The sequence below is a fragment of the Pseudoalteromonas aurantia 208 genome, from assembly GCF_014858725.1.
In the GTDB taxonomy this organism is placed as follows: domain Bacteria; phylum Pseudomonadota; class Gammaproteobacteria; order Enterobacterales; family Alteromonadaceae; genus Pseudoalteromonas; species Pseudoalteromonas aurantia.
Map to the genome: position 1 here is coordinate 268,510 of NZ_AQGV01000013.1, position 13,876 is coordinate 282,385.

At 41.2% G+C, this 13,876-nt stretch carries 18 protein-coding genes and 1 tRNA gene; 4 read left to right on the forward strand and 15 right to left on the reverse strand.

The window, feature by feature from the left end; genetic code table 11:
- Positions 1-68 precede the first annotated feature (68 nt).
- From PAUR_RS16370 to PAUR_RS16380, 3 genes are all read left to right on the forward strand, one after another.
- Positions 69-350, forward strand: coding sequence for a peptidylprolyl isomerase (locus tag PAUR_RS16370; RefSeq protein WP_010362781.1), 282 nt, complete (start codon positions 69-71; stop codon positions 348-350).
- A 68-nt stretch (positions 351-418) separates the two neighbouring features.
- On the forward strand, positions 419-997 hold the full coding sequence (locus tag PAUR_RS16375) for a glutathione S-transferase family protein (protein WP_192508822.1): 579 nt from the start codon (positions 419-421) through the stop codon (positions 995-997).
- Positions 998-1,024: 27 nt separating this feature from the next.
- Entirely contained in the window at positions 1,025-1,375 is a 351-nt protein-coding gene (locus tag PAUR_RS16380) for a DUF2750 domain-containing protein (protein ID WP_192508823.1), read from the forward strand.
- On the opposite strand, the gene PAUR_RS16385 is transcribed toward PAUR_RS16380, so the two are convergent.
- Together PAUR_RS16385 and PAUR_RS16390 are read right to left on the reverse strand one after the other, a co-directional pair.
- Entirely contained in the window at positions 1,352-1,741 is a 390-nt protein-coding gene (locus tag PAUR_RS16385) for a VOC family protein (RefSeq protein WP_192508824.1), read from the reverse strand. The genes PAUR_RS16380 and PAUR_RS16385 overlap by 24 nt on opposite strands.
- Before the next feature lie 459 nt (positions 1,742-2,200).
- Positions 2,201-2,275, reverse strand: a tRNA-Arg gene (locus PAUR_RS16390).
- A gap of 259 nt (positions 2,276-2,534) precedes the next feature.
- On the opposite strand from PAUR_RS16390, the gene PAUR_RS16395 reads away from it, so the two are divergent.
- Complete coding sequence (locus PAUR_RS16395; protein ID WP_192508825.1) at positions 2,535-2,717, forward strand: helix-turn-helix domain-containing protein; 183 nt, start codon at positions 2,535-2,537, stop codon at positions 2,715-2,717.
- Here the strand turns inward: PAUR_RS16395 and PAUR_RS16400 are convergent.
- The 13 genes from PAUR_RS16400 to iscU all read right to left on the reverse strand — a co-directional run bounded on the left by PAUR_RS16400 (position 2,714) and on the right by iscU (position 13,851).
- Entirely contained in the window at positions 2,714-3,505 is a 792-nt protein-coding gene (locus tag PAUR_RS16400; protein WP_192508826.1) for a phosphotransferase, read from the reverse strand. The genes PAUR_RS16395 and PAUR_RS16400 overlap by 4 nt on opposite strands.
- Positions 3,498-4,127, reverse strand: coding sequence for a nicotinamide riboside transporter PnuC (gene pnuC, locus PAUR_RS16405; RefSeq protein ID WP_192508971.1), 630 nt, complete (start codon positions 4,125-4,127; stop codon positions 3,498-3,500). Before pnuC ends, PAUR_RS16400 begins: the two co-directional genes overlap by 8 nt.
- Positions 4,123-4,377 carry a YkoF family thiamine/hydroxymethylpyrimidine-binding protein gene (locus PAUR_RS16410; RefSeq protein ID WP_192508827.1) on the reverse strand — a complete coding sequence of 85 codons (255 nt, stop codon included), beginning with the start codon at positions 4,375-4,377 and terminating at the stop codon, positions 4,123-4,125. The genes pnuC and PAUR_RS16410 overlap by 5 nt, the downstream gene beginning before the upstream one ends.
- Positions 4,378-4,440: 63 nt before the next feature.
- The gene (locus tag PAUR_RS16415) at positions 4,441-4,941 is read right to left on the reverse strand and encodes a nuclear transport factor 2 family protein (protein WP_192508828.1); all 501 of its coding nucleotides are present in this window, start codon (positions 4,939-4,941) and stop codon (positions 4,441-4,443) included.
- A gap of 22 nt (positions 4,942-4,963) precedes the next feature.
- Positions 4,964-6,337: a Gfo/Idh/MocA family protein gene (locus PAUR_RS16420; protein WP_192508829.1), complete on the reverse strand. Its 1,374-nt coding sequence runs from the start codon at positions 6,335-6,337 to the stop codon at positions 4,964-4,966.
- A 106-nt stretch (positions 6,338-6,443) separates the two neighbouring features.
- Positions 6,444-7,517: a phosphotransferase enzyme family protein gene (locus PAUR_RS16425; protein WP_192508972.1), complete on the reverse strand. Its 1,074-nt coding sequence runs from the start codon at positions 7,515-7,517 to the stop codon at positions 6,444-6,446.
- Between the two features lie 46 nt (positions 7,518-7,563).
- Positions 7,564-8,469, reverse strand: coding sequence for an NTP transferase domain-containing protein (locus PAUR_RS16430; protein WP_192508830.1), 906 nt, complete (start codon positions 8,467-8,469; stop codon positions 7,564-7,566).
- Positions 8,470-8,546: 77 nt separating this feature from the next.
- A complete protein-coding gene (locus PAUR_RS16435; RefSeq protein WP_192508831.1) occupies positions 8,547-9,980 on the reverse strand; it encodes an NAD-dependent succinate-semialdehyde dehydrogenase in 1,434 nt (477 codons plus the stop codon).
- A 259-nt stretch (positions 9,981-10,239) separates the two neighbouring features.
- On the reverse strand, positions 10,240-10,578 hold the full coding sequence (fdx, locus tag PAUR_RS16440; protein WP_010362769.1) for an ISC system 2Fe-2S type ferredoxin: 339 nt from the start codon (positions 10,576-10,578) through the stop codon (positions 10,240-10,242).
- A gap of 1 nt (position 10,579) precedes the next feature.
- Entirely contained in the window at positions 10,580-12,442 is a 1,863-nt protein-coding gene (gene hscA, locus PAUR_RS16445; RefSeq protein ID WP_192508832.1) for a Fe-S protein assembly chaperone HscA, read from the reverse strand.
- Between the two features lie 48 nt (positions 12,443-12,490).
- Positions 12,491-13,018 carry a co-chaperone HscB gene (gene hscB / locus PAUR_RS16450; protein ID WP_192508833.1) on the reverse strand — a complete coding sequence of 176 codons (528 nt, stop codon included), beginning with the start codon at positions 13,016-13,018 and terminating at the stop codon, positions 12,491-12,493.
- A gap of 113 nt (positions 13,019-13,131) precedes the next feature.
- Positions 13,132-13,455, reverse strand: a complete 324-nt coding sequence (iscA, locus tag PAUR_RS16455) for an iron-sulfur cluster assembly protein IscA (protein ID WP_010362766.1) — start codon at positions 13,453-13,455, stop codon at positions 13,132-13,134.
- A 12-nt stretch (positions 13,456-13,467) separates the two neighbouring features.
- Positions 13,468-13,851, reverse strand: coding sequence for a Fe-S cluster assembly scaffold IscU (gene iscU, locus PAUR_RS16460; protein ID WP_010362765.1), 384 nt, complete (start codon positions 13,849-13,851; stop codon positions 13,468-13,470).
- Positions 13,852-13,876: the final 25 nt, after the last annotated feature.

Sequence of the window (13,876 nt, forward strand, 5' to 3'; positions counted from 1 at the left end):
TTTTTAATACATCTGTATTAGAATAAATTCTGAATAAAAACTAATCACAAGCGAAATATGGAGAAGTTATGACAGTTGCAAGCGCAAGGCACATCTTAGTAGATAGTGAAGCGGAATGTTTAGACCTAAAGTCACGAATCGCTGCCGGTGAAGACTTTGCTGAACTAGCAAAACAATACTCTAGTTGCCCGTCTGGACAAGATGGTGGAGCTCTTGGTGAATTTGGCCCTGGCATGATGGTACCTGAATTTGATACTGTGGTATTCTCGGCACCACTGAACGATGTGCAAGGTCCGGTACAGACTCAATTTGGTTACCACTTGCTAGAAGTAACCAGTCGCACTGAATAAAGCTGTTGCACATTAGAGTAAGCCGCTAAATGCGGCTTTTTTTGTGAATATTTCAAAGGAACATTATCATGCAACTTTTTGGCTCAGACTCATCTCCCTATGCCCGACGTATTCGACTCTTTATTGCCTTACATAAGCTCGATATTGAATATATCCATCTCGATATTTTTTCTGTACAAGGTAGAGCTAAACTTATCGAACATAACCCAGCTAGAAAAATCCCATTTTTAGTGAATGGTGATATCCAGGTGAGCGATTCTAACGTCATTTTTCGCTATTTAACGACACAATATGCACTGCCCACGCTTACCTGGTGGCAAGAGAATCAATTGACTAATATCAATGCATGTAATGATTCTCTCGTGGAAATTCTTATTTCTCAGCGCTCTGGGCTTGATACCAACAGTGATGTACTGTTCTTTAACTTACAGCGAGAGCGTATTCGCGAAGTATTAACTGACTTAAATGAACAATGTGTTAAAAATGAATTTTTAGACTGCCAGTACTTGCAGATCAGTTTATACTGCCTGCTAGACTGGATAATATTTAGAGATCTAACCGATCTAAATCTTTTTGCCGCCCTATTACACTTTCATAAAAATCAAAATGAGCGTGTTGGCGTACAAGAAAGCGATCCTCGCACATAAATAAACATATTTAATAAGGTATACACCATGAGCGACATTGAAATTGAATCAGAACTTGTCACCTTCGTTGAAAAAGTTCGCCTCGGCGCTCAAGTATGGGCACTTGGGGCTGACGATGGTGGCGTGGTTGTGTGTGAATCAAACCAATTTGAAACAACTGATGTGTTATTGGTTTGGGATAGCGCAGAGAAAGCACAAAGCCAATGTAAAGATGAATGGCAAGGTTATACTCCAACCCCTATCGCACTTGATGAATTTCTAGATGAGTGGGTAGAAGACTTAAATGAAGACCAAGCACTACTAGGCCTAAATTGGAACGATGAGAATGTGTGTCTTGAGATTGAGCCTACCGGCTTAGCGCGTGCACTCACTGACTAGCGCAATAAGTGTTCCGTCAATAGCACGCACATAAGCTTGTGTGTGCTCATTTTTATTGCAAGGTGGCATTAAAGGCTCCGCGCCCGCATTCACTGCTTTATCATAACTCTCACTCACATTTTTACATCGCATGGCTAATTCAAACCCCAATGCAGGCTGCTTTGGCTGAGCTCGAATATAACTTTGCTTAAATTGCGCTTGCGCAAAAGGATGACTTGCAAACCCGAGCTTGACTTCTCCGGTATTCAATTCACCATAATCAGCCGACTCAGTTAACTCCGTCGCATTTAAGCCAAACGCCTGATAATAGAAATCAAGGACCTCTTCCACATTATCCACATAAATAACTGTTTTTAAATACTGCATGTTACTCGCTCAAAAAAATGTAAACGCTTAAGAAATACCATCACATTAACTAAAGCATACATTTTGAGCTGGGTAAAATACAATCATATCAAGCGTAAAGATATTCACATGGTGACGGAAGCGTAAATAACCTCAGCTCTGGATAAGCGAATTTGCCCAATAAAGCTATTTTTCTCACTCTCGGCGTTGCTTTCATTTGTAATAGCCCGCTATTACTGCATAAAAGCGCCTTGATATTGAGCAAAATATCATCATTGGATTGTACGTAAGTTTATTTATAAAACATTTTCTATTCCAAAACCCTTATTCAAACCTGAGGTTAAATAAAAACGCAGAAAGCAGTCTTGCTTAGATAAATTAACGTATTTTCACTGGTATAGATTAAAGGGCAGGATTCAGTTACCGACTGTTTGAAACACCGATTACAAAATTTCAATGGGGGTGATACAAAAAAGACAATGGCGCTCTCGGAAGGGATCGAACCTTCAACTTAGCCTCCGGAGGGCCACGTGATATCCATTTCACCACGAGAGCAGCACAGTATTCTTTGATCGCGTTTATAATAATGCTATCGGTAGTTAAATACTAGCATTTGTGAGCTACATGCTTAATTTTTAATCTAAAAATCAAAAAAACACTATACATTGCACAAAAAACACGATATTTAACTATGCTTAGTTATACCTTCGTCGATGTAACATGCCTTTTATGTTCATCGAGCAATGTGCAATAGAGTCGTAACTCGATAACAACAACCGCATTGTGCTTAAAAAATATCAAGAGGATTATTATTATGACCCCGATGACCACTGAACAAGTTGCTGAATTTCTAGGCGTAAAAGTTGAGCGTGTAAAAAGACTTGCTAGAGAGAATTTACTTGTCGCAAAAGATAACGATGCTGATGGTCAGCCTATCTTTGATAAAACAGATGTTGAAAAATACAAAGAACTGGCGCAAAGGTTAGGCGGGATCTAATCTAGTAGACTCATTAGTTTATTCTTTAAGGGGCTTGCATGTGTGTGAGCTCCCTTGTTTTGGTACCAATTGATGCTTAATAGTAAATACGCAATTTGGTAAGCTTTTAATTTCGTACCCGCATAGTCAGGCATATGGATATTACGCAACATGTAGTATTGTTGTAGCAATGCCGCACACTCAATCTCACCTAAATCAAAACTACAACTCAATGCCGCTAAGTCAAAATAAATGTCATTGTATTGTGCATATTCAAAATCAATTATCTTCGCGCCGGTGTCTGCATTAATTAAGTTGTCATATACCAAATCATTGTGACAAAATGCCAAATCTTCTGGAAGCAAATTAATGACCGATACAGCCCTATCACATTGGTCTTTTGCATACATAAGCTGACACATATCTAGTTGCATAACTTGTTGCACTATATCCAGTTTCTCGTGATCCAAAAAGCCTTGGTACTCATGAAGTTTAACTAAACTCCTCACTATTTTTTCATCTAGATTTACAAATGGTTTTTTTTGAGTAAAGAATTCAAATATCGCAGTATGCGCCTCTGTGCTATAAGCTATCACAGCTTGCGTAATTCCTTGTGCAGCTAGCGCATGTTGTGCGTCTAACAAAGGCTGTGATAAGCCACCTCTATAACACTTCATCAGCAATGCCCCTCGGTCAGAACTGAGCAAAAAGTTATCATTGTTGAAGCCTTTATACAGGCGAACAATGTTATCAATTCTTATACCAGGTAATAACGCCTCCAGTTGGGCTCTGAGATACTTATCAGTCATATTCTAATTGATGTAGTGACTTCCCTTCACGTTGCTCGTGCTCGTCATACCAGCGCTTATAGCCCCAGCACACCATTATGGTATAAAACACAAATAACACTAACGTTGGGTAATAACCTTTCGCAAAATAAAGGTAAATCGACGCTGCATCGATCACAATCCAATAAAGGAAATTCTCAAGCACCTTTTTAGCCACCAAGTATGTTGTCACAACGGCGAAACACGTTGTAAAGCTATCTAAATATGCGAGTTCTGCATGGGTATACGTGTCTGTTAAATACCCTAGTAGAATTGCTACACTTGCCGTTACAATAATAATTTTCACGTGGCGCTGAAGCGACCAAGACACAATTGGCACCACTGATTGTTCTGCGGTTTTCTGCCACATTCGCCAACCGACTACCGCCATGATCATATAATAAAAGTTCAGTGCAGACTCCATCAATAATGCGCCATTCCAATACATGACTGTATAGATAAACGTACTAATAAACGCGGCAGGCCAACACCAACTACTCTCTTTGATGGCTAATTGCAAATAAGCCAAAGACAAAAACACCGCAATATATTCCCAGTACGACATCGCAACAAAACCTGAAAATGCTTTACTTATAAATTCAATCATTGGCTGACAAATCACCCGAAATAAATTTGCATACAAAGACTATTTTTCCGTATTCTATATATGAACGTTTCATTTCTCGTTGCAGGACTTGCATCACGTCATCGTAATCTCCGAAGACCTGCGTTGACATATTATTTGTTATCACCTTTAGTCCTGAATGTTGATTCAAGCGCTCAATAAAGTCTTTAATAAAAGGAATGTAATCGTTGTGAAGCGGGTACTTACTGATCTCAACTGACAATTTCATTGGTATTCTCTCTGGAGGCATAAACAAAGTTATTGTAGCTGCCGTAACCTTCTTTAGCGACCACTACTGTGGGTGGTTTAAATTAACACCCGTCATAAATTGCGACTTTGGCGTGTAGTTTATCCAATCTTGTTGATATAAAATTTTACCGTCAGATCCAAATTGTAATTTAATCAAAAACCGCCATGGTCCCAATTCATTCCCTTGGTAACGAAAACGGTTAAAATACCCACTCAAAATCACGTGCTTTGAATGCACATCTATAAGTTTGTCAGTTACCACCAAAACGGCTTTATTATCAAGTACTGATACTTTATTTGCTGTCCAATCAAAGAAATTTGCTATTGCTTTTCTATTGGATGCTGTATGACCATACACCATATCCTCAAATTTGGCATCCGTTGCATAAAAATCGATAAAGCGTACAAAATCAGTACGCTCTCCGTACACTTGAATATAATCGTCAACAATGACGGAAAGCGCCGAGGTGTTTGGTCGTGACGCACAAGCACTCAATAAACACATCATGACAAGACCGAAATATGCTCTGAAATGATATGTCATTGGTATTTTCACCCTACACTGTTTAAATGTTCACGATACCTAATGGCTTCGCCGTTTTCCACGCTCCCCTAGTAAAATCAGGTACATCCACTGCATTACTTCGGTCGGCTACCGATTTTGCTGATAATGGCGATATCACTGACCATGCAGCACCATCATAAACATCCTGATCTAGTGGCTCGCCATTACGCAAACAGTAAATCATGCGCCAAAACATCAGGAAATCCATACCACCATGGCCCCCATTACGCTGTGCTTCCTCACCCATTTTCAGCCACAAAGGATGATCATATTGCTCATACCATGATCCCATTTCGTGATCCCATTCATGATAACTCTTAGTGCCATTTTTTTCCAAAGCAATGCGATTAGGAAAACCCGCAAACACCCCATTCGTTCCCTGAATCAAATTATGGCGGGAATAAGGTCGCGGTGTTGTTGTATCATGTTGCACCATAATACTGCGCCCTTTAACTGTCTTGATCATCGTTGTATTCATATCTCCCGCAATATATTCCAACTGATTGCGCCGGTGATCAGCAGAAAATTCACGTTGTGCATATGCGCGGCGCCCCAATGCTGGTGAGCTCATTGAAGTTAGATAATCAAAACGATCGCCACGGTTAATATTCATATACTGTGACACAGGACCTAACCCATGTGTTGGGTACAAATTCCCATCACGTTTCGCATGCCATGCCGTACGCCATGATCCTGTTTTATGATCAATCTCTTTCATTTGCCAACGCAACTCGTGGATATAGGCCGCTTCTGCATGCAAAAGTTCGCCAAATAGGCCTTGCCTAACCATATTCAAAACCATGAGTTCATCGCGACCGTAATTGACATTTTCCATCATCATACAGTTTTTCTGCGTTCTCTCAGCTGTGTCGACTATTTGCCACATCTCTTCGACAGTCAATGCCAGGGGAACTTCAACAAATGCGTGTTTTCCGCTATTCATAGTATCTATGGCCATCGGTGCATGCCATGCCCAAGGTGTAGAAATGATCACTATATCTATATCTTCACGTTCTAGCATCTGCTGATAGGCGTGTTCAGTTCCTGTGTATAACGACGGCTTTTCCAACCCTTTCTCCTCTAAATAATGAGAAGAACGTTCCAAAACCACATCATGTGTGTCACAGATCGCAACAATTTTTGTGCCTTCAATATGGCTCATACGCTTCACATGGCCATAACCCCGCTGCCCAACACCAATAAAGCCAACTCGAACAATTGGCATTTTTGGTACAACGAGCCCCATCACTGACTGACCATGTGCTGGTGGTAATTCTGGCAAGGTATGATTTTTTTGCGCACACCCAGCCACCACACTTGCAGCGGCGGTTGCGCTCGCTGCTTTTAAAAAATCACGGCGGTTAAATTTTTTCATTATTATTATCCTTTGATATTACCACTACATTTGACCATATATTACGGGTAAGCTGATGCGACCAGCAAATCAGGTAAACATTAAAAAAAGCGCCGAAGCGCTTTTTTTAATTTTGAGTAATTATACTCTGTAATGTCAACTCTTTCGCGACCACATCTTGATAAAGCGTAAACTGATTTTGAGCCCGCTCTAAATTATGCTTTTCATGCTTCGTTGCAAAATAATTGTCGCCGTCTAGATAATCGGTTAAAAAACGAAGGCCTATCATAAATGGCATCACTTTAGCACCTAATAAAAAACTGCGTTTTTCCTGTTCAGTTATCAAGCCAGACAAAGGTGTTACATAACCCTTTACAATCGCTTCAAAAATATCTTCTCTTACCTTAACACGATTTAAATTTGTCGAATCTTCAGCTTCTGGAGAGCAAAAAGTGCGCACCATATCACCAAAATCAAACAACCAGTAACCTGGCATACAAGTATCTAAATCAATAACCGCTTTACCTGAATCATTTTGATTACAAAACAGCATGTTGTTAATTTTAGTATCGTTATGACAAGGTCGCAGCGGAATAGCACCAGAAAGTGCTTTTAGTTCATCAGCGAGGTCAAATTGGCTTTGGCAAAATACTATATCAGCTAAGCAGCTATGCGCTCGATTATGCTTGTCTCGTGCAAGCACTTCTTCAAACATCTCGATACGCTTTGCTAAATTATGAAAATCAGGGATCACATGATGCAGTTCACTCGCATTAAAGTCCTCTAAAGCTTGTGCAAATTGGCCAAATGCATTCGCTGCTGTTTGTGCTTTAAAAGCACTATTGACCACATCTTCGCTATAACTGCCACCAATAAACTCTAACGCACGCCATACGTCACCATTATGTATAACCAAATAACCTTCATCGATAGTTGGTAAGTGTTTAATTATATTTAATTGGTACTCACCCTTCTCAGATTTAATCGATAAGTGCTGTTCTATTGCTCGAGCATTTTCAACAAGCTGCTCTGGTTTTGGAAAAACCTCGGTATTGAGCTTTTGCACGACTATCGCTCGCCGCCCATCTTTTAATAACATTGTGGTATTGATATGACCGTTGCCAATCGGGTTCATGACAGCTAGCTCACTGTTCAAACCAAACTGTTGCGATAAATATTGCGCTATCGCAGTATTATTCATGCGTACCTCATTAATTAACTGCGTTTCTGAAGCGGCTGAGATACCCTCATCCTTGACGTAATTCATTTAATTTTCCTGCCACTGTGTCTAATTCTTCTTTAAATGTAATGCCATACCAATGATCCATGGCTGAATAAACCGTTACGTGAGCTTGATTCGAGGATATACAGGCTTGAATACAATCTGGCAGATAATACTCTTTTTTGACAACGTTGTCATGAATATCTAAAAACCGCGAAAACCCGTCCGCCAAATGCATCATGAGTATAGGTGTAATCCCCCAAAATGTCATGGAGGCAAGTGTACTTTTACTAATCTCGGTAACCTGACCCGCACACTCACCAATGAGTATACTACCTTGCTTGCTGATGTTAAGACATTCAACCACGGATGAAAGTGAGCCTTGATCCAGCTTGCATAAACCACGATTAACTCCGCCCTGATCCGACAGCGTGAGTCCAATCGGATATCCCACCATAGCCATATGCTGCTCATCACCACATGTGTTAGCAAAATGCGCGACTAATTGATGGTATGCTTGTGGCCCGTAATAATCATCCGCAGTTATTACAATCGCAGGCTTGGTAATATAGGCTCTGGCTGCTAACAAAGCATGGCCGGTACCCCAAGGCTTTTTTCGTTTATCGGCTAATTCCAAGTACTGAGTAGGTACATCGGTAATGCACTGTTCAACTAAGTGGATTGTTAATGATTGCGGCAAGCGCGGGACAATATCCGCCTGTACAATAGGTTTAATTGCAGCATTGATCACTAATACAATTTCAGAGATCCCAGCATTATGTGCATCGATAATGCTGAGTTCCATGATAGATCGCCCTAATCCAGGAATTTCTGCAATCTGCTTGTTACCACCAAAACGACTGCCTAAACCACCTGCAAGTACAACGAGTAGCGGTAAGTGCCCTTTTTTTCTTGTATTCCCAACAACCATATGTGACCACAAAATATAAACAGGCGAACAAGTTTACAGCGCTTTTAAAATAATAGAAAGTCATTGCAAAATTTGCGTTAATCAAACTTTTGGCTAAGATATTTCACTTCTAAGTATTCATCTAATCCTTGTTTTGCACCTTCACGCCCTAATCCAGACTGCTTTATACCACCAAACGGTGTGGCTGAATTAGAGATCATCCCTTCATTAATACCTATCATGCCATACTCAAGCACCCGTGACACTCGGTGGATCTGCGCAACATCTTGTGAGTAAAAATACGCCGCGAGCCCCTCCTCTACATTGTTCGCCAATGTCACACTTTGCTGTTCATCTACGAATGACATCACTGTTACAACAGGTCCAAAAATTTCCTGTCGCGCAATATCCATCTCTGGCAATACATCTGTCAAAATAATAGGTGGCATAAACAAGCCGCCTAGTTCCTCTCCTTTATAATGTAATTTCGCTCCTTGGCCAAGAGCAGCCTCAACCAGTGCCATGACTTTATTTTTCGCTTTTAAAGTAATTAAAGGGCCTAAATCTGTAGCTGGGTCCATACCCTCACCTACCCGTAGCCTCTTAGTCGCCTCAGTTAACTCCTCTATAAAGGGCACCATACAACTTTGTTCAACTAACACCCGATTGGCTGCCACACATGCCTGTCCGTTATTGCGAAACTTCGCAGTCATTAAGCCAGACACAGCACTTTTAATATTTGCTGTTTTATATACAATAAAAGGCGCATTACCACCTAGCTCCATGGATGTTCGTTTTACCGTTGCTGCAGATTGTGCCAATAAGATTCGCCCGACTGTGGTTGAGCCAGTAAAGGTTAACTTACGAACCGCTGTGTGCTGGCAGTATTTAGCGATAAGCGCTGCAGGTTCTTGCGTTAATAAAACCTGCAAAGCACCAGCTTCCATACCAGCCTGATTTGCGAGCTTAGCTAACGCTATCGCACTTAATGGCGTTTCTTCCGAAGGCTTTAATATAAAACTACACCCCGCAGCATACGCTGGCGCGACTTTACGGGTGATCATTGCTAACGGAAAGTTCCAAGGCGTTACGCCCAGTACCACGCCCACCGCTTCCTTTATCGTCATCAATTGGTGCTTACCATCCTGTGCAGGGATAACTTCACCGTAACTGCGCGTTGCTTCTTGTGCAAACCAATCCACAAAACTCGCCGCATAACGTACTTCACCTATGGCTTCATGCAAAGGTTTGCCTTGCTCAGATACCATTAACTCAGCCAAAGCTTGTTCATGAGACAAAATTAAGGCGTACCATTTCTTCAAAACCTCAGCGCGCTGTATAGCTGACGTACGCCGCAATTGCCTCAGTGCTTGCTGTGCACCGTGCAAAGCTGATTGACTGCCTTTCTCATCCACTGACGAGACCACTTTCACGACATTTTGATTCGCCGGATTTAATACGGTAAATGTATTAGTCGTTTGATAAGATGTACCATTGATAAAAGAATGTTCATGTTCAAGAAGCAATTGCATTCGGGTATTCCTTCAATCTACCTATGACCGTCAATATGCCATAGTTATAGTGCTACAAACAAAAAACCGCAGCTCATGGGCTACGGTTTTCATCATAATAAATGACAGAGACTAAGGGCTGTTGATCTTTGCTGTTCTATTTTTGTTCTCTTTGAGCGTGCTTTTATCACGGCGCTTAATGTGTAGCCTAGTAATCTAAGCGAATATTAAGCAACAAAGAGAACAAAAATGAACCTAAAAGATCAACAGCCCCTAACTATTAATGATCTTCATTTACGATGTTCAAATTATACTTGGGAATTTCAACCACCAGATCTTCATCCGTGATAATAGCCTGACACCCTAAGCGAGATTCGGGCTCTAATCCCCATGCTTTATCCAGCATGTCATCTTCTAATTCGTCACTTTCATCTAATGAGTCAAACCCTTCACGTACCACAATGTGGCAAGTGGTACATGCACACGATTTCTCACATGCATGGGGAATGCTAATGCCATTTTTCAATGCCACGTTTAATACAGTTTCCCCTTTAGGTGCTTCAATAGCCGCGCCTTCAGGACATAATTCTTCATGGGGTAAAAAGATGATTTGTGGCATATTACACCTCGTCTACAGACTGCCCTTGCAGTGCTTGTTTAATTGATACATCCATACGACGTGATGCAAATTCGCTACTTGCGGCATCAACATGTTCAATGGCACTCTTAATTTGATCCGGTGACGTTGCTTGCTCACGCATGTGTGTCAACTTCGTCATCGCTTCACGTAAATCAGCAAGTTCTTGCTCATTTAATAAATTATTGTCTGTTAGCAAAGAGGCTTCCAAAGCTTCAAGTACTCTGAGCGCTTCTACTTGCTGCTCTTTGAGCATACGCGCTTGCATATCTTCTTTAGCGTTACTCATTGAGTCTTTGAGCATTTGAGCAACTTGATCATCAGATAAACCAAACGATGGCTTAACCTGAATATCAGCTTGAACACCGGTTGATTTTTCTGTGGCAGAGACGCTCAGTAAGCCATCCGCATCCACTTTAAAAGTAACACGAATGTGAGCTGCACCCGCAGCCATTGGCGGTATGCCTTTTAAGCTGAATTTAGCCAAAGAGCGGCAATCATCAACTAATTCACGCTCACCTTGAAGTACATGCAACGACATCGCCGTTTGACCATCTTTAAAGGTGGTGAACTCTTGCGCTCTCGCGACTGGAATTGTGGTATTTCGCGGGATTATCTTCTCAACTAAGCCACCCATCGTTTCTAGACCAAGCGACAAGGGTAATACATCCAATAGCAACATATCTGAGTCAGGCTTGTTACCGACTAAAATATCAGCTTGAATAGCCGCGCCCAATGCAACCACCCTGTCTGGATCGATAGAGGTCAATGGCTGTTTTGCAAAAAAGCTTTCCACGTTTTCACGAATAACCGGCATCCGTGTCGAGCCACCCACCATGACAACTTGTAACACTTCTTCGTTAGTCACACCGGCATCTTTAACAGCACGACGACAAGCACGTAAGGTTTTCTTCACCAACGGCATTACTAATTCTGCAAATTCGCCTTGTGTCACTGCTACGGTGTGAGTTTGCTGTCTAATATCTAATTTAACGTTAACCGTTTTATAACCACTAAGCGCTTCTTTGCATGCTTTGGCTTTGTTCATAAATAAGCGTAATTCGTGCGCGTCTAAATCATCAATACCCACTTTTGATTTAAACAATGACACCAGCATAGAGTCAAAATCATCGCCACCTAAACTAGAATCACCGCCCGTTGCCAAGACTTCAAAAACGCCTTGGTTTAAGCGCAAAATAGAAATATCAAACGTTCCACCGCCTAAATCATAAACCGCAATAACGCCTTCTTGGCCTGAATCTAAGCCATAAGCCACTGCAGCTGCCGTAGGTTCATTTAGTAGCCTTAATACATTGAGCCCAGCAAGTTCAGCTGCATCTTTGGTACTTTGACGTTGTGCATCATCAAAATAGGCCGGCACCGTGATCACTGCGCCCAGAATATCTTGACCAGCAAAACTTTCAACTGCACGTTGATTCAATGTTTTGAGTATTTCTGCTGATGCTTGAACTGGGTTAACTGCACCGGCGACAGTATTAATAGCAACAGTGCCGCTTTGCTCAATAAACTCATAAGGCAACTGACCGTAACTTTGCTCGATTTCTGCTAACGTTTTACCTAAAAAACGCTTCACTGAAATTAAGGTATTGGTTGGATCTTCAACAGATGCCTGCTGAGCCTGCTGACCAACAACGATCTGCTGCTGGTCATACCTAACCACAGAAGGTAACATAGCTGCACCTGATACATCAGTCAGCGTTTTAGCTTCACCGCTTTGTACCGTAGCAACTAATGAGTTAGTAGTTCCTAAATCTATACCAATCGCGAGTTTATGTTCATGTGGTGCCGCGCTCTGCCCCGGCTCAGCAATTTGCAATAAGGCCATTATGCTCTTCACTTTGCAGCTCACCTTCGAAAAGGTCAGCCTGTAAAATTAATCAAATAAACTGTCTTCAATACGTGCGAGTTCATCACGTAATTTAAATACAAACTTAAGTTTACGAATGTTGTCAGCAGCTTCCTGTAATGCACTTTCATTAGCGTCATCGGCTAATTGCGTAAATAACTGCGCACTATATTGTTTATCTAATGCGTCAATTTCAGCTTCGAAGTCTTCAATGGCTTGTTCAACATCACAGCTATCAGGTAACTCTGAGAGCGTTTCACGTAATTCCATTTGCTGCATTAAAAAGAGCGGGTCTTGCAATGTTTGTTGTTCCGCTCGAATATCAACGCCACGCTCGCTAAGCATATATTCAGCACGCTTCAGAGGATGTTTTAACACAGCCAATGCATCGTTAATTTCAGCTGTTTTTTGCACTGCAAGTAGCTTTTCACGTTCGCTCTTTCCGGCAAATTTGTCAGGATGTATAACACGCTGTAAATCTAAATACTGCTTATTAATTTTAACTAAATCAACATCGTAGGCTACTGGAATATCGAACAACTCAAAGTAACGCATATCACTTATTCACTTATAAAAGGCTTTGCTAAAATACAATAAAGCCCCACTAAAGCAGGGCCCTATACCCAAAAGTATTTCTTTAGGTATGTTACATCCGTAAAACGAATAAGTTAAACAGTAAAGCTTTCTCCACAACCACACTCATCTTTCTGGTTTGGGTTAATAAATTTAAACCCTTCGTTCAAACCTTCTTTTGTGTAGTCTAGTTCTGTACCATCAATATACACTAAGCTCTTAGCATCAATGATGACTTTCACATCTTGGTGTTCAAAAACTTCATCACCTTCACTTAACTCATCAACAAATTCGAGTACATAAGCAAGACCTGAACAGCCCGTGGTTTTTATGCCAACACGCAAACCTAGCCCTTTGCCGCGATTGTCTAAAAAGGTTCTAACTCGATCTGCTGCCGCGTCTGTTAATGTCACTGCCATAACTATTTACTCTTACTTTGCTTGTTTACTTTTGTAATCAGCAATTGCTGCTTGAATTGCATCTTCTGCTAGGATTGAACAGTGTATTTTCACTGGTGGTAATTCTAATTCTGCGGTGATATCGGTATTTTTAATTTCAGCAGCTTCATCTAGCGATTTACCTTTAACCCATTCAGTCACCAATGATGAAGACGCAATGGCGCTACCACAGCCATACGTTTTGAACTTAGCATCTTCAATAATACCGCCATCAGATACTTTGATTTGCAATTTCATTACGTCACCACATGCTGGTGCACCAACCATACCAGTTGCAACATTTGGATCATTTTTGTCTAAAGAACCTACGTTACGTGGGTTCTCTACGTGGTCAATTACTTTATCACTATACGCCATAATACTTTCCTCACTATATGCTCAT